This window comes from Thermosynechococcus sp. HY596 (assembly GCF_030518715.1).
In the GTDB taxonomy this organism is placed as follows: Bacteria; Cyanobacteriota; Cyanobacteriia; order Thermosynechococcales; family Thermosynechococcaceae; genus Thermosynechococcus.
The window spans coordinates 1,424,322-1,440,548 of the sequence record NZ_CP130346.1 but is presented as its reverse complement, the minus strand read 5'-3'; the positions used below and the strand labels follow the sequence as shown (position 1 = coordinate 1,440,548).

The 16,227-nt window shown below is 51.0% G+C and carries 15 protein-coding genes; 5 read left to right on the top strand and 10 right to left on the bottom strand.

The features are described 5' to 3' along the window. Positions 1 to 5: 5 nt before the first annotated feature. From QYC28_RS07215 to queC, 5 genes are all read right to left on the bottom strand, one after another. The gene (locus QYC28_RS07215) at positions 6 to 1,433 is read right to left on the bottom strand and encodes a mechanosensitive ion channel domain-containing protein (RefSeq protein WP_149819504.1); all 1,428 of its coding nucleotides are present in this window, start codon (positions 1,431 to 1,433) and stop codon (positions 6 to 8) included. Between the two features lie 125 nt (positions 1,434 to 1,558). Continuing rightward, complete coding sequence (locus QYC28_RS07210; RefSeq protein WP_149819503.1) at positions 1,559 to 1,858, bottom strand: TMEM165/GDT1 family protein; 300 nt, start codon at positions 1,856 to 1,858, stop codon at positions 1,559 to 1,561. 10 nt (positions 1,859 to 1,868) lie between these two features. Next, positions 1,869 to 2,033 carry a hypothetical protein gene (locus QYC28_RS07205; RefSeq protein ID WP_011057571.1) on the bottom strand — a complete coding sequence of 55 codons (165 nt, stop codon included), beginning with the start codon at positions 2,031 to 2,033 and terminating at the stop codon, positions 1,869 to 1,871. Positions 2,034 to 2,238: 205 nt separating this feature from the next. Then, positions 2,239 to 4,161, bottom strand: a complete 1,923-nt coding sequence (gene dnaK / locus QYC28_RS07200; protein WP_149819501.1) for a molecular chaperone DnaK — start codon at positions 4,159 to 4,161, stop codon at positions 2,239 to 2,241. A 125-nt stretch (positions 4,162 to 4,286) separates the two neighbouring features. After that, entirely contained in the window at positions 4,287 to 4,988 is a 702-nt protein-coding gene (queC, locus tag QYC28_RS07195; protein ID WP_149819499.1) for a 7-cyano-7-deazaguanine synthase QueC, read from the bottom strand. Between the two features lie 143 nt (positions 4,989 to 5,131). Here queC and QYC28_RS07190 point away from each other — a divergent pair, with 143 nt between their 5' ends. Genes QYC28_RS07190 through QYC28_RS07180 form a run of 3 tightly spaced genes read left to right on the top strand, consistent with a single transcriptional unit; the run spans position 5,132 to position 7,253 of the window. Continuing rightward, positions 5,132 to 6,166 (top strand): Gfo/Idh/MocA family protein, encoded by a 1,035-nt coding sequence (locus QYC28_RS07190; RefSeq protein ID WP_149819497.1) that lies wholly within the window; start codon positions 5,132 to 5,134, stop codon positions 6,164 to 6,166. A 60-nt stretch (positions 6,167 to 6,226) separates the two neighbouring features. Further along, a complete protein-coding gene (locus QYC28_RS07185; protein WP_226971906.1) occupies positions 6,227 to 6,664 on the top strand; it encodes a hypothetical protein in 438 nt (145 codons plus the stop codon). Position 6,665: 1 nt separating this feature from the next. Continuing rightward, complete coding sequence (locus QYC28_RS07180) at positions 6,666 to 7,253, top strand: 4'-phosphopantetheinyl transferase superfamily protein (protein WP_149819495.1); 588 nt, start codon at positions 6,666 to 6,668, stop codon at positions 7,251 to 7,253. Between the two features lie 54 nt (positions 7,254 to 7,307). Here the strand turns inward: QYC28_RS07180 and ribBA are convergent, their stop codons facing one another. Next, complete coding sequence (gene ribBA, locus QYC28_RS07175) at positions 7,308 to 8,951, bottom strand: bifunctional 3,4-dihydroxy-2-butanone-4-phosphate synthase/GTP cyclohydrolase II (protein WP_286627175.1); 1,644 nt, start codon at positions 8,949 to 8,951, stop codon at positions 7,308 to 7,310. Positions 8,952 to 9,183: 232 nt separating this feature from the next. Here ribBA and QYC28_RS07170 point away from each other — a divergent pair, with 232 nt between their 5' ends. After that, positions 9,184 to 10,170: a methyltransferase domain-containing protein gene (locus QYC28_RS07170; RefSeq protein WP_302679217.1), complete on the top strand. Its 987-nt coding sequence runs from the start codon at positions 9,184 to 9,186 to the stop codon at positions 10,168 to 10,170. On the opposite strand, the gene QYC28_RS07165 is transcribed toward QYC28_RS07170, so the two are convergent. Continuing rightward, on the bottom strand, positions 10,155 to 10,790 hold the full coding sequence (locus QYC28_RS07165) for a YqiA/YcfP family alpha/beta fold hydrolase (RefSeq protein ID WP_149819490.1): 636 nt from the start codon (positions 10,788 to 10,790) through the stop codon (positions 10,155 to 10,157). The two genes, QYC28_RS07170 and QYC28_RS07165, sit on opposite strands and share 16 nt — an antisense overlap. Positions 10,791 to 11,167: 377 nt before the next feature. Between QYC28_RS07165 and QYC28_RS07160 the strand changes: the two genes are divergently transcribed. Beyond that, entirely contained in the window at positions 11,168 to 11,587 is a 420-nt protein-coding gene (locus QYC28_RS07160; protein ID WP_149819488.1) for a photosystem I reaction center subunit II PsaD, read from the top strand. Positions 11,588 to 11,617: 30 nt separating this feature from the next. Here QYC28_RS07160 and QYC28_RS07155 read toward each other — a convergent pair whose 3' ends face one another. The 3 genes from QYC28_RS07155 to QYC28_RS07145 all read right to left on the bottom strand — a co-directional run bounded on the left by QYC28_RS07155 (position 11,618) and on the right by QYC28_RS07145 (position 16,193). Continuing rightward, entirely contained in the window at positions 11,618 to 12,706 is a 1,089-nt protein-coding gene (locus QYC28_RS07155; RefSeq protein ID WP_149819486.1) for a patatin-like phospholipase family protein, read from the bottom strand. Positions 12,707 to 12,708: 2 nt separating this feature from the next. Further along, the gene (locus QYC28_RS07150) at positions 12,709 to 13,650 is read right to left on the bottom strand and encodes a diguanylate cyclase regulator RdcB family protein (RefSeq protein WP_302679216.1); all 942 of its coding nucleotides are present in this window, start codon (positions 13,648 to 13,650) and stop codon (positions 12,709 to 12,711) included. A 134-nt stretch (positions 13,651 to 13,784) separates the two neighbouring features. Next, entirely contained in the window at positions 13,785 to 16,193 is a 2,409-nt protein-coding gene (locus tag QYC28_RS07145; protein ID WP_302679215.1) for a dynamin family protein, read from the bottom strand. Positions 16,194 to 16,227 lie beyond the last annotated feature (34 nt).

The window sequence follows — 16,227 nt, the reverse complement described above, 5'->3', positions numbered from 1 at the left end:
GCACTTTACCAACTCAGGAGTTTTTGCAGGCGATCGCGAATCCAGTTAATCGGACGACTTTGATCCGACTCTTGGCGACTCAGTTGCTGAAGCTCCTGTTGATGTTGCGCCAGGACATCCTGACGGCGGGCGATCGCCACCGCAATCTCATCAGCAAGGGAAGGATGTTCTTTTAGCAACTGTTCAAATCCCTCCCGTGGTAGGACAAACAAGACCGTATCCGTCATTGCCATCATCGTTGTTGGGCAGGCCACCCCCAGCATCAGTGGTAGCTCGCCAAAGTGCTCCCCCGGGTTAAACGTCATCATCGGCTTGAGCTCGCCATTCTCTTCATAGACCGCCGCCATCTGCCCCTGCAATACGATGTAGAAGTTACTGATTGCCTCCTGAGCACGGAACAAAATTTCCTTCGCTGCCAAGTGCTTGCGGTAGCCCGATTCGATGAGAAAGCGTAATTGCAAGTCATTCATGCACTGAAAATAGCTCACCTGCTGAAGCAGCGACTTTAAGGAGGGCGTTGCCGGTGCCAAGGGCATGCCTACCATTTCGGCTGGCTCATTGAGGGGAGAGAGCGCTGGCGCATTGCGGATCCAGATGTCCCGTTGCGGGAAAGGAATCGAGATATTATGCTGCCGAAAGTAATAATCAATCTTGAAATTGAGACTGCTCTTGATGAACACTCGCCGCTCAATGGCATCCGTCCATACCCAAAGTTCAAACTCAAGCGCCGAATCGCCAAATTCACGGAAAATCACCCGAGGGGCTGGCTCCCTGAGGACATCTGGTTCAGAATGGGCAATGTTGAGCAAGACTTCCGTCACCAAAACTGGATCTGTCCCATAGGCCACCCCAATGGGAACATCAATGCGACCGCGGTGGGTTTCATAGTACCAATTCAGCACCGGACTATCGGCAAGGTAGGTATTGGGCACCACCACATTTGAACCGTTAAAAGTTTGAATCACCGTGGCTCGCATCGAAACTTCCTGAACGTAGCCACTGATGTTTTCAATTTCCACAAAGTCGCCGACACGCACTTTGCGCTCAATCAGGAGCGTCAGGCCACTGATGAGATTGCGGGTGACATCCTGCAAACCAAAACCAATCCCCACCCCCAAGCCACCGATAATCACCGCAAGGGAATCGAGATTAATCCCCACTGCTTGCAAAACAATAATGTAGCCCAGTGCTCCCCCGGCACCACTCATCACAGTGGAAATGGCCTCCCGGTTGCCTAAATCCAAACCAAGGCGCGGTAGGAGTTGATTTTTCAGCACCCCCTTGAAAAAGCGCGCCAAAATGGCAACGAGGATGAGCAACAGCACCACTTGAAACAGCCAACGCAGGGAAATCGTTTCCCGCCCAAGGCGAAACAACGGTGCATCGGCAATACTAACGAACGATGACCACAGTTCAATGACTTGGGATGGCATTCTCCACAGTCTCCTCAGGGGTTCACAAACTTAGACAGTGCCTAAGCTAACCCCCTCACTTTAGCAGGGGGCGATCGTCAACTGAAGGAACTTTCTCGCGCCATTAAGTGGCGATATTTTGGTCATCAAAGGCTTGGGTGCAGCATATCCCACAATAGCCAAAGGGCGATCGCCAAGAGACTACTGCCGGTCAGTGTTTGTAATCGTTGTTCTGAGAGGTACTGTGATAGCCAGCGACCAATCAATACCCCAATCAAACTAGTGGTTACTAAGGCCAAAGCTGCTCCCAAAAACACCAACCAAGGGGAGGCAGCGCGGGCAGCCATGAAAAATACAGCAATTTGAGTTTTATCGGCAAATTCAGCCAAAAAAACGGTTAAAAACGCAACCCCGAACTCTCGCCATGGCAACGCGCGCTTGATCACCGACTGCCCTCTAGGCGTCCGTCATTTCCTCAACCGTCTCGGTGGTTTTCGTCTCTGGGCGATTCTCCGTATTTAGGCGGCGGCTGTAGCGACCCGAAGAACGCTTGCGAAACTTGCGAGCATAGGCTTGGTTACGAAGAGCTTTTTCTTTCTTGGGATTGCGGCGTTTGGCCATGCTTACCTCAATGGTGGGGTGGTCTCAGCACTCAACAAAAATTAAGGACAGAAACTTTATTGTATCGGAATTTTTCCCCTAGCACAAGAAGCCTGTGATCGAAAAAACGGTGACTATACCCCCTCACAAAAATGAGAAACCCCCTAAGCTTTCACCTAGGGGGAGGAGGAGTCTTGTTCTGGCAGAAAGTTGCCAATGGGCGGGACTATTTGGTTTCCGAGAACTCAGCGTCAATCACTTCATCATCACCGCCACTACCACTGCTACCGCTGCTGCTGGAGCCAGTTCCATCACTGGACTGCGCACTTTGGTAGACACTGGAGCCAACGCTGTAGAGGGTTTGTTGCAGATCCTGCATCAGCGATTTCACCCGTCCAAAGTCAATGGACTCAATGGGTTTCTTCTCAGCTTCAGTGCCGATTTCCGATCGCAGGTTAGCAATGAGGGAGGTGAGGCGGTCTTTGTCGTTGGTCGAGACTTTGTCACCTAATTCGGATAGTTGTTTCTCCGCTTGATAGCAGAGTTGCTCCGCTTGGTTTTTGGTCTCAATTTTCTCGCGTTTGGCTTTATCGGCAGCGGCATTCATTTCCGCTTCGCGCACCATGCGTTCCACTTCATCCTTAGGCAGCGTTGAGGCGCCGGTGATGCTAATGGACTGCTGTTTGCCGGTGCCTTTGTCGCGAGCGGTGACGTTGAGGATACCGTTGGCATCAATATCGAACGTGACTTCGATTTGGGGCACGCCACGGGGTGCCGGCGGAATGCCATCCAAACGGAAGGTACCGAGGCTCTTGTTATCGGCGGCCATTTCCCGCTCCCCTTGCAGGACGTGGATCTCCACATTGGTTTGACCATCAACCGCAGTAGAGAAGACCTCAGATTTTTTCGTCGGGATCGTGGTGTTGCGGGGAATAATTTTCGTCATCACGCCACCAAGGGTTTCCACCCCCAAAGACAGCGGTGTGACATCGAGGAGAAGAATGTCTTTCACTTCCCCTGCCAGCACCCCAGCTTGAATAGCGGCACCCACCGCCACGACTTCATCGGGGTTCACACTCTGGTTGGGGTCTTTGCCCAATAGCCGTTTGACCAGCTCTTGGATGGCAGGAATGCGGGTGGAACCGCCGACGAGCACCACTTCATCAATCTGCTCTTTGCTGAGTTTGGCATCCCTGAGGGCTTGCTCAACGGGTACGCGACAACGGTCAATGAGGTCAGAGCAGAGTTCCTCAAATTTGGCGCGGGTGAGCGTCATGTCGAGGTGCTTAGGCCCATCCTGCGTTGCAGTAATGAAGGGCAGGTTAATTTCCGTTTGCATGACGCTGGAAAGTTCAATCTTGGCTTTTTCTGCCGCTTCCGTCAGCCGTTGCAGCGCCTGTTTGTCTTTGCGCAGGTCAATGCCTTCTTGGGCACGGAAGGACTCAGCCAAGTAGTCCACAATTTTCTTGTCAAAGTCGTCACCACCAAGGTGGGTGTCCCCGGAGGTGGCGAGCACTTCAAAAACACCATCACCGACTTCAAGGATGGACACGTCAAAGGTACCACCGCCAAGGTCAAAGACGAGGATGGTTTCATTGGCTTTTTTATCTAGGCCATAGGCCAAGGAAGCGGCGGTGGGTTCGTTGATGATCCGCAGCACTTCAAGACCGGCAATTTTGCCAGCGTCTTTGGTGGCTTGGCGCTGCGAGTCATTGAAGTAGGCGGGCACGGTAATCACCGCTTGGGTGACTTCCTCGCCAAGATATTTGCTGGCATCCTCTTTTAGTTTGCGCAAGACTTGAGCAGAAATTTCTTCGGGGGCAAACTGTTTGCCAAGGGCAGGGCAATCCAGCTTAACGTTGCCATTGACGTTCAAAACTTTGTAGGAGACCTCGGTGGCTTCGTGGGTCACTTCATCAAAGCGACGGCCAATAAAGCGCTTCACAGAATAAAAGGTATTTTCGGGGTTCATCACTGCTTGCCGTTTGGCAATTTGACCCACGAGGCGATCGCCATTTTTGGTGTAGGCAACAACGGAGGGCGTTGTCCGAAACCCTTCAGCATTGGCAATAACCGTGGGCTTGCCCCCTTCCATGACGGCCACACAGGAGTTGGTGGTCCCCAGATCAATTCCGACAACTTTTGCCATAGCGACGAAAACTCCCTTTGCAGGCTAACTTCGATGCGGGGCACAGCACCCATATTGGGCTTAACCCTCTCTCCTTCCTATAGTGCGATCGCTGCTGCCATGAGCAAAAGGGGGATTTACCGAACCTAGAGCGGGGGGTGAACCGCGTAGGGCAAGGGATCCCCTAAACCCAACTCGGCAAAGGCCGCTAAACGCAATCGACAGGCATCGCAGCGACCACAGGCCTGTTGGTCATCGCTGTAACAGGACCAAGTTTTTTCCCAAGGAACGCCGTACTCATTCCCCAGACGAATGATGTCTTTTTTGTGAAGTTCAATGAGGGGGGTGACAATTTCAATGGGCTGGCCTTCACGCCCCTGTTTGGTACCCAAGCGATAGACCTCCTGCATTGCGGCAATATAGTCGGGGCGACAGTCGGGATAGCCAGAGTAATCGAGGGCATTGACGCCAATGTGCACAGTTTGCGCCCCTAGGGCTTCGGCATAGGCAAGGGCAACACTCAAGAAAATTGTATTGCGGGCGGGGACATAGGTAATGGGAATCTCTTGGCTCATGGTGGCCAGATCGCGATCGCGGGGCAAGTCAATCGTCAAATCAGTCAAGGCAGAGCCGCCCCATAACTGCAAATTCAAGGAGAGGATTTGATGCTGAATCACCCCCGCGGCACTGGCAATGGCGATCGCGGCTTCTAATTCCCGCCGATGGCGCTGCCCATAGTCAAAGGAGAGGGCATAGCAAGCATAACCCAGTGCCTTGGCACGAAATAACACCGTGCTGGAGTCTAACCCCCCTGAGAGCAACACGACGGCCTTTGGTGTCGTCATCATAGCTGTCTATCAAAACCTTTACATTTGGCAATGCTGTGGTAGCATCTTTCTGAAAATGTTCATTCTGTGAGTTTCTACTTACGGCGGGCGATCGCCAACACCAAGCCCTTCCCCGGTTGCGTAGAGGAGTGAAATAACTAGACATGAGTTCTGCCGTCCGTCCCCAGCCCGAACCACTGCGCATTGGCGTCATCGGTGTTGGCAACATGGGTCAGCACCACACCCGTGTTTTGAGTTTACTCAAAGATGTCGAACTTGTGGGCATCTCTGACGTGAATCTGGAGCGGGGCATTGATACCGCTAGCAAATATCGGGTGAAATTTTTTGAAAACTATGTTGATTTGCTGCCCCACGTTGAGGCGGTGTGTATTGCCGTGCCCACCCGTCTCCACCATGAAGTAGGCATTACCTGCTTGCGCCACGGGGTACATGTCTTGGTGGAAAAACCGATTGCCGCCAGTATTAGTGAAGCAGAATCCCTCGTCAACGCAGCAGCGGAGTGCCAGTGCATCCTCCAAGTCGGACATATTGAGCGATTTAACCCTGCATTTCAAGAACTGAGCAAAGTTCTGCGCACGGAGGAAATCCTTGCCCTTGAAGCCGATCGCATGAGTCCCTACTCCGATCGCGCCAATGATGTCTCAGTGGTTCTCGACTTAATGATTCACGACATTGACCTGTTGCTGGAACTCACCAATTCCCCGGTGGTGCGCCTAACGGCCGCCGGCAGTCGCTCTGCCAACTCTGGGTATCTGGACTACGTGACCGCCACATTGGGCTTTGCCAACGGCATTATTGCCACCCTCACAGCCAGTAAAGTCACCCACCGCAAACAACGGCGCATTGCTGCCCACTGCAAAAATTCCCTCACGGAGGCAGATTTCCTGAAAAACGAGATTCTCATTCACCGCAAAACCACCGCATCGTGCAGTGCCGATCATGGCCAAGTCCTTTACCGCCAAGACGGTCTCATTGAGAAGGTCTATACCAGCAATATTGAACCTCTCCATGCCGAGTTGGAGCACTTCGTCAACTGCGTCCGTGGCGGTCAACCCCCCTCGGTGGGTGGGGAGCAGGCACTCAAAGCATTGCGCTTGGCCAGTCTCATTGAGCAGTTAGCCCTTGATGGCCACAGTTGGGGACAGTTGGATGCTTCCTTGGCGGCACTGATTCGTTAGCACGCATCGCCCTCGTTTCCTTGCGCTAGGGTAGTAAGTACAGCAGCGAGGGTTGTGTCAATGACGGATCTGGAAGGTTGTGCCTTTTTGGCAGCCCAAGCAAAGGTGAAGTCCTATCTCGCCTACTGGTTTCAGCTGGGCAAACGACTGTGTATTTGGGGCGGAGCGCATACGGTGCTGCCGCAACCTGTCCTTCAGGGCGATCGCTACAGTCAAGCCTTTGAGGCCTGCTGGGCCTATGTGATCTCTGGTCAGGCAGGAGACTGCTTTCTTGAGGACACGGCGGAGACGATTACGCAACTCTTGAGCGACTGTTGGGACATTACCCCCTGTGCCCGCTGCCAAATGCCTGTGCCTCTACCCTGTCATGGGTTACCCCCTGTACACTGTCCCTGTGCCAGTCTGCCCAATTGGCCGAATTTTGAGTTACCGCTGCCCCGCAGCCCCATTAATCCCCGCACTCACCTATTGTCACTAAAAAAACGCCTCAGTCTCTAATGTGTGGGATTTCCCCCTACCCCCGATTGTTGCCCCTCAATGGCAGGCGCCACACGACAATCTCACCTTGTATTCCCATGCGCTGCATCTTTGGTGGTTAACGCTTCCCCCTGATGTGCCCCGTGAGGTTACCCTGCGCGCCTATTTACGACGCTATCAGCCGAATCTTGGCGAGAAGCCTCTACCGCGTACCGCTGGGGGTAAGCCCTATTTGGATGCTTTGGAATTTAACTGGAGCCATAGTGGTAACTTAGCAGTGTTGGCTGTGAGTGGCCGGGCGGCTGTAGGGGTAGATGTAGAGATCTTGCGCCCCTGTCCTCAGCGTTCAGCCATTAGTCGGCGGTTTTTTGGGGCGGCTCTGCAACAAAGGATATTAGAGGGGAGCGATCGCTCGTTTCTCCAGGCATGGACATACTATGAAGCGTGGCTCAAGGCTCAGGGGATCGGGGTATGGCAGCGGACAGCAGCTCAGCCTTTAGAACATTGGGCAGTCAGTTTCCCCGTGGGCGATCGCGCCATTGCCAGTGTTGTTGTGCTAACGCCAACGCCGCTCCAGTGTGTTTTTTTTCGGCCAGAAGTAGTGGGATAAATGAATGTTCACACTTGAAAACGGCGTAGATGCTCCAAGAGATTCATCGACGCTTTAACCTGCTACTGCTGACCATGAATAGATGAGATGAGGCTGCCACTCACTGGGGGGCTGTTGGGTGTAGGCTTGGCGATCGAGAGCCATCGGTAGGTTGAGCATTGGATCGCTGCCTGTCGCTACGAGAAACTCAAATCCCTTGAGAGTGGGCCATTGGCAAAATTGCCGCAGCAGGGTTTGCACCGCAAGCACATAGGGGTGTTCCGGCTGCTGATACCACTGGCGATCGGCCACATGGGGTTGGTCAAAGCCAAAGTGAACAATCAGGTCAGGATGTCCAAAGATGGCCTGGGCAACGGGCCGAGCTTCTTCGCGCACTAGCAAATGGACGCCTGCGGCCAGATGACGTATTTTTTCCAACCGCTCATAGCGATCGCCCGCATCTAATTGCAACTCCTGCCAGCGAAAGGCCACTGTGATCAGGTAAGTTTGTAGCAGCAGATGCCCCAGTTTCTCCGCCTTAGTCGTCAAGTAGGGGGTGTTGTAGGGCGTCGCTTCAATCAACAGCGGCACCCGATCCACCACTTCGAGGCCATAGCCCTTGAGGCCAGCAATTTTACGGGGGTTATTGGTAATCAGGCGAATCTGCTTCACTCCCAAGTCATTGAGCATTTGGGCGCCAACACCATAGTTACGCAAATCCGCTGGGAAGCCGAGGTGCTCATTAGCTTCCACGGTGTCCATCCCTAAATCTTGCAGGGAATAGGCACGTAGCTTGTTGACTAGGCCAATGCCACGACCCTCTTGGCGCAGATAAACCACCACACCGCGTCCTGCCGCGTTAATCATTTTCAGAGCCGCTTGCAGTTGCATCCGACAATCACAGCGCAGTGAACCGAGGGCATCGCCCGTCAAACATTCAGAATGAACGCGCACCAGCACGGGTTGCTCGCTAAACGTGGCAGGATCTCCTTTGACAATGGCGACGTGCTCCGATTGATCGAGGGAATTGCGATAGCCATAGATTTGAAATTCACCGAACTCCGTCGGTAGCTTGGCCACAGCTTCGCGGCGGACAAAACGCTCATGCTGGAGACGATAGCTAATTAAGTCGGCAATGCTAATAATCTTCAGTTGGTGGGTGCGAGCATATTCAATGAGTTGGGGCAGCCGCGACATGGTGCCGTCGGGATTTTGAATCTCACAGATGACCCCCGCTGGATACAGCCCTGCCAACCGTGTCAGATCGACGGCGGCTTCGGTATGGCCGGCTCGCTTGAGAACCCCCCCAGGGCGCGATCGCAGGGGAAAGACATGGCCGGGGCGACGTAAATCTTGAGGCTGGGTCGTCGGGTCAATGAGGGCTTGAATGGTGCGGGCACGGTCTTCGGCGGAAATGCCTGTGGTCACGCCCCAACGCGGGCCGGCATCCACACTGACCGTAAAAGCCGTTTGATTGCTATCGGTGTTTGTTGTTACCATCAAGGGCAAATCCAATTCATCGAGGCGATCGCCCTCCATGGCGAGGCAAATCAGTCCTCGGGCATGAACCGCCATAAAGTTAATCATGGCTGGGGTCACACGCTCAGCGGCACCAATGAGATCCCCCTCATTCTCACGATTCTCATCATCCACCACGACGATAACTTCACCCCGCCGCAGGGCATCCAACGCAGATTCAATCGAGTCAAACACAGGCACATCCGCCAAGGCAGTTCCTTCCAGAATTTTTAAGGCTCCTTATTATTAAGTTACAGCCTTTTTCACGAGGATTGGGTGCCCGCAGCACTAGCAGGCAGGATTGCACCAACTTTTCAAGATAGTATTGAACAGCGTACGATCTCCTATGAAAACCCATCTGTGGCTCTTTCCCTTGTGGAAATGCTAAAAACCTCGTCATCATAGTGAAAGGTTTCACCAGCCAATCTGCTGCATGTCTCATCTATTGCTCATACTGGTTATCATTGTTGGTGCGTTAGTCCTCGTGGGGTTAGCGCTTTATCTCCTGTTTCCTCGCAAGTACGAGTCTGCCCGCTCTGTCGCCGAGTCCTATGACGACTGGACCAATGACGGCATTCTTGAATTTTACTGGGGTGAGCATATTCACCTTGGCCACTATGGTTCGCCCCCCCGTCCCAAGGACTTTCGCCAAGCAAAGGCAGATTTTGTCCATGAAATGGTGCGCTGGGGGGGTCTCGATCGCCTGCCGCCGGGGACAACGGTTTTGGATGTGGGCTGTGGCATTGGCGGAAGCAGTCGTATGCTAGCGCGTGACTATGGCTTTCACGTGACGGGAATTACAATCAGCCCTGAACAGGTACGGCGGGCGCGGGAACTCACTCCTGCCGATCTCAATGTGCAGTTTCAAGTGGATGACGCTCTAGCCTTGTCATTTCCAGATGCCAGCTTTGACGTGGTTTGGTCAATTGAGGCAGGCCCGCACATGCCCGATAAACAGCAGTTTGCTAAGGAATTACTCCGTGTCCTAAAGCCGGGGGGGATTCTTGTGGTTGCCGATTGGAACCAAAGGGACGATCGCCAGCACCCCTTGAACCTCTGGGAGCGGCTCATTATGCGGCAGCTCTTGGATCAATGGGCACACCCCGCCTTTGCCAGTATTGAAGGCTTTGCCGAAGCCCTTGCCGCAACAGGTTTAGTGGCTGGAGAGGTGATCACTGCTGACTGGACACAGGAAACGCTCCCCTCGTGGCTAGATTCGATTTGGCAGGGAATTGTGCGACCAGAGGGGCTGATTCGCTTTGGCCTAGCGGGGCTAGTGAAATCTTTGCGGGAAGTACCCACATTTCTGTTGATGCGGATTGCCTTTGGCATGGGACTGTGCCGCTTTGGCATGTTTCGCGCTGTGCGAGCAGAAATTCCTGCGGTCTCCCTTGACCCAGCCTCTCAAGTTAACTGCTGATAGATGATCGGGTACATCATGCCCCAAATGGCCGGCTGTACATCCTTGAGAGCGTGATCACTGTCCAATTCCACCCGACTCACCCAAGGGCGGCCTTCACAGTAGCGACGACTGGCTTCGATGGGAATCACCTCATCCTGAAGACCATGGAAAATGAGGGTGGGCACAGGCCGCTGCAGCTGGCGATCGTCGTACTCCAGTAAATCCTTGGCAAAGCCATAGCTAAGGGGCAGCAGGCGTTCTTTGGTGTAGTGATACACCTCCAGCACACCCGTTTCTTGCCAGCGGCGGTATTGATCGCCCAAGCGCGGCAGCCAATGGATCGCAAACTCAAAGGCAGGAGCAAGAAGAAAGAGTTGCACCACTTGGGGATGCTTTTCGGCTAGCCAAGCAGCCGTCAGGCCACCAAAACTGGAGCCAATCAATGTGACGGGTTCCTCTGGGGCGAGCAGCGCTTCTACCTGGTCAATTTGACGACTCAGGGTCAAGTGAAAAAAATCCCCTTGATTGAGATCAGGAATGAGTAGCGGTTGACCGAGTTCCGCAAAGCGATCGCGAAAATACTGGGCCTTCGCAGAGCGAGGCGACGAGGCAAATCCATGGAGGTAGAGATATTGCATTGCTCAACCATTCCCTGTGAGGAGTGGACATATTTTTGCTGCACTTTGTCAATAATCTTAACCAATTTGCCCTTCAAACATCGGCTTAAGACTAACGGCAATTGAGGATAGCCGTGGATCTCCATCGAAAAAGCCTATGACAGCGCCTACTTGGAGGGAACTGTTACAGTTTCTCACAACTCGCGTCAACACCGCGATTTCAATGCTACGATGCCGTTGAATCTGGCTACAGCCCTTTTCGCAAGGAGGGCAAACGCTCAAAACTGCGAAAGCCCTTGGGAGAAGATTGCATCCCCTTGATGTATCCCATATCCAAGAAAAGGGTTGTCTCTGGCCGATCTTAAGGATGAAAACGTGAGAGATTGAGGATCGAACGCATGACAACACTCACTGGGCAACCCCCGCTCTATGGTGGCAGCACCGGCGGCCTCCTCAGCGCAGCGGACACCGAAGAGAAATACGCCATCACCTGGACAAGCCCCAAAGAGCAGGTTTTTGAAATGCCGACGGCTGGGGCTGCGGTTATGCGTGAAGGGGAAAATCTTGTTTACCTTGCCCGTAAGGAGCAGTGCCTTGCCCTAGCCGCTCAGCAACTGCGCCCCCGCAAAATCAATGACTACAAAATCTACCGCATTTTCCCCGATGGCGAAACCGTGTTGATCCATCCCAAGGATGGTGTTTTCCCTGAGAAGGTGAACCAAGGGCGTGAAGCCGTCAACTCGGTGCCCCGCTCCATTGGCCAAAATCCCAATCCCTCGCAACTGAAGTTCACCGGCAAGAAGCCCTACGATCCATAGGTCGGTGCTGAGCTATCTCCTGATGACCCCCTATGGATCAACCATGGGGGGTATTGATTTTAAAGTAACGTTGTGATTGAGCAGTGCTGCTGTAGAGGTTTTTAACTCATCGGGATTCAAGAGTGCTGCCGTAGAAGCCTTTAACTCCCCATGGGTTTGGCGCAGGGTTCTCAGGTTCTGCACAAGGGTGAGGATCGGCTCAATGGCTGCCTTGGCATCGGCATACCCCTGTGCTTGCAGGGCGGCAATGCGATCGCTCCGGAAATCGAGCAAGCTTTCTAGACTCCCCAGTACAACCGTGTTTGAAGTATTCAGCACTGTCTGTGGTCGAATCTCAATGATCGTCAAATTAGGGAAGTCATAACGATTCCAAGGCACCCCATCCTCAAGGTGAATGACAATGGCATGGGTACAGCCCCGCTGCGCCAACGCTCCCAAGGGCACATTATCCTGAAGTGCCCCATCCACATAGGTTTGACCATTGACCTGTCGCTGCGGAAAGGCCAAAGGAATGGCCGCACTCGCCAGCAGCAAGTTCAATAACGTCTCTGGGTCATCCATATCCTGTGCCCGCAGCCACTCAGCTTTTGTGCCTGTCCAAACGCGACACATGTCAATCAATGTCATCAACAGGTTATAGCCCAGACCCGGAATTTGCAATGAGGGAAAAACCGTTACCCAAAGCTCCGTACCCCGTTTCAGTTGGTTGTAGTTTACATAGGAGCGCACAAGTTCTTCGATCGGGCGCGGGTCAAAGACGGAATGGCATTTGGGGAGAATCCCCGTCACTGTCAAAAAAGTATTGATCCATCCCCCAAATTCAGGTAAGGCAGATTGGATGCCATAGCTGATGAGAATGCTGAGCCAGTTGGGGTTGGCGGAGATGATATTGGCGGCACCAATCTCACGCCAAATCTCCTCGAGCTTGCTCACACCCCGAGCCAATTGCTGGGGATAGCTGGCAATGATGGCGCCATTGAGGGCACCGATACTGGTACCTGCAATAATGTGCGGTTCAAATCCCTGTTCAGCGAGGTAGCGCAGTGCCCCCACTTGGTAAGCCCCTTTGGCACCACCACCCGTAAGTACTAAACCAACTTTTGAACCAGTGTTTAGCATAATCACTCCTTGGATTTCAGAGACTGGAGGGAATGCAACGTTGCAGCGGCAGTTTCACGAACAATCCGTTGAATGACTTCTTTGGCATCTAGGGTATAAGGAGGGTGCTGAGGGACAAAGGAAGGCTGCTGTTGGCAGTATAGTGCTGACATATTGTGCAGCAAGGGATAGGAGTCTGAATAGCGGCAACTCGCCAGAATGTCGTAAACGATCTCTGTATCCTCTTGTGCTGTTGCTTGCCGAGTTACTTTTAGCAGCGTTGCGGTACTGAAGAAATGCTTGGGTAAGTCGTGCCGCTGGTGCGCCAAAATTTCATTCACCAGTAGGTCGCGATAATAAGTGACTTGTTGTTCAAGTTCTAGGTAGGCAATGGAACTGTTGTAGATTTCGCGGGCTAAAAATAGGATTTGGATAGCCCAAGGGAGATCGTGATAGCTTTGGCCACTTCGCCAGAGAGAGAAAATGCGATCGAAATCTTCTCGTGCCGTCACTCGCCGTTCAAGGGTAGCAATGCGTTTCTCTTGCTCTTGAAACTTGCGATCGCAGGTCTCAATTAAACTATTCAATAAACTATTCAATGCCTGCGTGTTGTGATTAAGCCCCTCACGAGTTTCTCGGAGAGAGTGCTGCGTAGCTACAAGACATTCACGAGTTTCTCGGAGAGAGTGTTGCGTAGTGACAAGGGCATACTCATTAAATTGCAGCTTTTCAATCAGTTCATTGGTAATGCTCAGTAATGCTTCCTGTCCTCGGGTCAAGTTTTGGGCAAGAAGGGTATCTTGCTGGTAAGTGCGACCTGTTAAACTATCCAGTAGCCTACCCCAAAAACCTCGATTGGCGCGATACGCTATCAAAGACTGATTCGTGTGAATGCTGTTAGCTAAATCAATCAGTAGTTGATCATTGGCAAGAGGGATTCGCTCTTCAATGGCTGAGTAATTCATAGAATCTACAACGCAAAAAGTACTTTAATCGACATAAATAAATCGGCATCATCTGCAGTCAGGGAGTACTGGGGGCTAGGTTAGCATAAAAGATAAAAAGTGTTGACACTGTACGGCAAGGAAAGCTAAATTAATCACTGATTAGAGAAATTTGCTGGTGAATCGCAGGAAGAACCATAATTTTCCAGAACTTCCTCTACTCGACGCGAATAAATTGGAATATCACACTTCGCTTTTTGAGCATCCTCATCGAGTTGCTCTAGTTGCTTCATCACTTCTTCTTTTTCAACAGCAGACTTTCTCTGATATTCTTGGCTCTCAATCAGGGTTGTTCGATAATCCTTGAGATAGCTACTGAGATACTCGATGTATTGTTCTGCTTCTACTTTAAAACCGTTTTCTAAATAATTATTAACTTCTTGTTCTATTTGATTCGCTTGGGTGTCTATTTGTCGATTGATTTCCTCAACGACTTTATTGAGATAGACTACATATTCTTGAATAGTCTCTGTATAAATTTCATCCACTTCCTTAGGAATTAGCCAAAGCCAGTGCCACCAAAATCTCTTTTCCACTTTTCGAACTTTATAGACAGTCCTAGTTAAAGCTTCGGGTCGAAGTTCAGAATCGCCGAAACTAGCCTTTGAAACCTGAAAATCAGGAAGGCTTAATTGCACATTAAAAGTCATCTGGAGTCGTTCTCTTGCTTTTTCTAGGATAGGCTGAGTTTCTTCCTCTATTTCTTTCTTTAATCCAAGGATTTTTTCTCCTACAAATTTTTCAATCTTTTTCTGGGTATCACCAAAAAACTTTTCTGCTTCTTGTGAAACTAGGTTAAATATTTTTCCCTGAAAATCTTCAGCGTCATGCCTTGAGCTAAAAGGAATCCTTAAATGATCCTCACGAGACTTGTCGTTGGTTAATTTGTGTGCAAAGTCTGTGAGAAAAAGCATTACTTTTTTGACAACATCAGCCTGCTCATACTCTTTTTGAGAAAAAAGATGACTAACGTCTGCTCTTGCCTTGTTCTTCAATTCAGAGACTTCACTGGCAATCTGATTCTTAATTTCTTTTTGATGCTCCTCGATAATATTCAAAAGATTAGCCGAATTTTCAATTTTCTTAATATCTTGATTTAGTTGCTTAATTTCATTCTCAAGTGTATCTAGGGTTGCTTGATAGCTTCTTTTTCGCAAATTAATGTCTTCAAGAAGCTTATGAATAAAGCCGTGAGTGATGTTTAGAGATTCTCTGATTACTTTCGGTGCAGCAATTTTAATGAGTTCACTAATCACTTTAGTGAAAAACTGATAAAATCCTGAGCGTTCATACCACTGCTTTCTAGCTTTCTTAGTAAACGCGTCTTTATCAATATCTTCTAAGTCTTCTTCCCAGTCATCCCCAAGAATTTCTCTTGCCAAATCTCTGGCTTCAGGTCGAGTCCGCCAGTCTTCTCCTAAGTCATGCTGCTTCAGGAAACGAGCAGCACAATAGGCCCGTTGGGCAGATAGCTCAAAAACATGAGAGCTAGGAATTCTAAATTCCTGCTGCACAAACTCCCGCACTTCTGCAGGAGTCATATCCCCTGTGCGTCGTTGATCAACTTTGTTTACGAGGGCATAGATATTTTCAGTTCCACCACGAATCTCAGCAATTGCCTGAACGGTTTCTTGAACACTTTTAGCCGCTTCGGTCTTGAGCTGGGTAAAGTCTAGGACAACCAAAATGAGACTACTACGCTCAAGTTGTTCAGCAAAAATATTCTTGATTTCTAAGTTCTCGCCTGCTTCGTTAGGACCTGGAGTGTCAATAATCACAAGGTTGCCCAAAGCGGTGTTGATAGCCTCGCCTTCAGAGGTAAAAGGTGCTACTCTGATCTGGGGTAGCTCCCGCATCCGCTTTACAGGGTTGTAGGCAGGAACTATTTGGCTGGCTAAACGTACCAAATCATTCATTAGTTGCAGGGCTTCACGCACACTTTCGACACCTGTTGTTTCTTCTTTGAACAAAGTGCCGTCATTCCTGATAATGTTTTCAAATGTGGTGTAAAGATGAGGATATTTCTGTAACTTAGCTTTAACGTTGTCACAATTCCTATTGTATTCTTGGCGGATTTTCACCGCTGCCTTTTTGAATAAAGTGAGGGTTTCTGCGGGGACAAAGAGAACAGGTTCAGGGTAGTTTGTATCTAAAACGATTTCCGTTGCAGTAGCGGTCATGGCAGTATTGCGGGCAGGCAAAAGCGGTTGACCGACAATTGCATTGATAATCGTGGATTTGCCGGCTTTCATGGGGGCGACCACGGCCATGCGTAGAGCCATTTCCTCAACGTTGGTGAGGGCTTGCCGAATCGCTGCTGTACCTGAAAATTCTGTTTTTTCTTGAGATGAATCCCTCTCTGCTGTTTTATGGAGGCTGTTGTAGCGTTCAACAATGCCAACGGTCTGTTTCAGCAAATGAATGACATCCTGGCGCAAGTTTTCTAGTAGGGTCTCACTTGGCTGAATGTCTTGGGGAATGCCGGGGGGGATAGTCGTAGCCATATCATCTGCAGTCAGGGGGTACTGGGGGCTAGGT

What these genes read in the sequence shown, in the direction of transcription:
- QYC28_RS07145 (WP_302679215.1), bottom strand. Translation starts at nt 16,193, where the DNA reads ATGGCTACGACTATCCCCCCCGGCATTCCCCAAGACATTCAGCCAAGT.
- QYC28_RS07160 (WP_149819488.1), top strand. Translation starts at nt 11,168, where the DNA reads ATGACAACACTCACTGGGCAACCCCCGCTCTATGGTGGCAGCACCGGC.
- QYC28_RS07185 (WP_226971906.1), top strand. Translation starts at nt 6,227, where the DNA reads ATGACGGATCTGGAAGGTTGTGCCTTTTTGGCAGCCCAAGCAAAGGTG.
- QYC28_RS07190 (WP_149819497.1), top strand. Translation starts at nt 5,132, where the DNA reads ATGAGTTCTGCCGTCCGTCCCCAGCCCGAACCACTGCGCATTGGCGTC.
- QYC28_RS07170 (WP_302679217.1), top strand. Translation starts at nt 9,184, where the DNA reads ATGTCTCATCTATTGCTCATACTGGTTATCATTGTTGGTGCGTTAGTC.
- QYC28_RS07165 (WP_149819490.1), bottom strand. Translation starts at nt 10,790, where the DNA reads ATGCAATATCTCTACCTCCATGGATTTGCCTCGTCGCCTCGCTCTGCG.
- QYC28_RS07215 (WP_149819504.1), bottom strand. Translation starts at nt 1,433, where the DNA reads ATGCCATCCCAAGTCATTGAACTGTGGTCATCGTTCGTTAGTATTGCC.
- QYC28_RS07150 (WP_302679216.1), bottom strand. Translation starts at nt 13,650, where the DNA reads ATGAATTACTCAGCCATTGAAGAGCGAATCCCTCTTGCCAATGATCAA.
- QYC28_RS07155 (WP_149819486.1), bottom strand. Translation starts at nt 12,706, where the DNA reads ATGCTAAACACTGGTTCAAAAGTTGGTTTAGTACTTACGGGTGGTGGT.
- queC (WP_149819499.1), bottom strand. Translation starts at nt 4,988, where the DNA reads ATGATGACGACACCAAAGGCCGTCGTGTTGCTCTCAGGGGGGTTAGAC.
- QYC28_RS07205 (WP_011057571.1), bottom strand. Translation starts at nt 2,033, where the DNA reads ATGGCCAAACGCCGCAATCCCAAGAAAGAAAAAGCTCTTCGTAACCAA.
- dnaK (WP_149819501.1), bottom strand. Translation starts at nt 4,161, where the DNA reads ATGGCAAAAGTTGTCGGAATTGATCTGGGGACCACCAACTCCTGTGTG.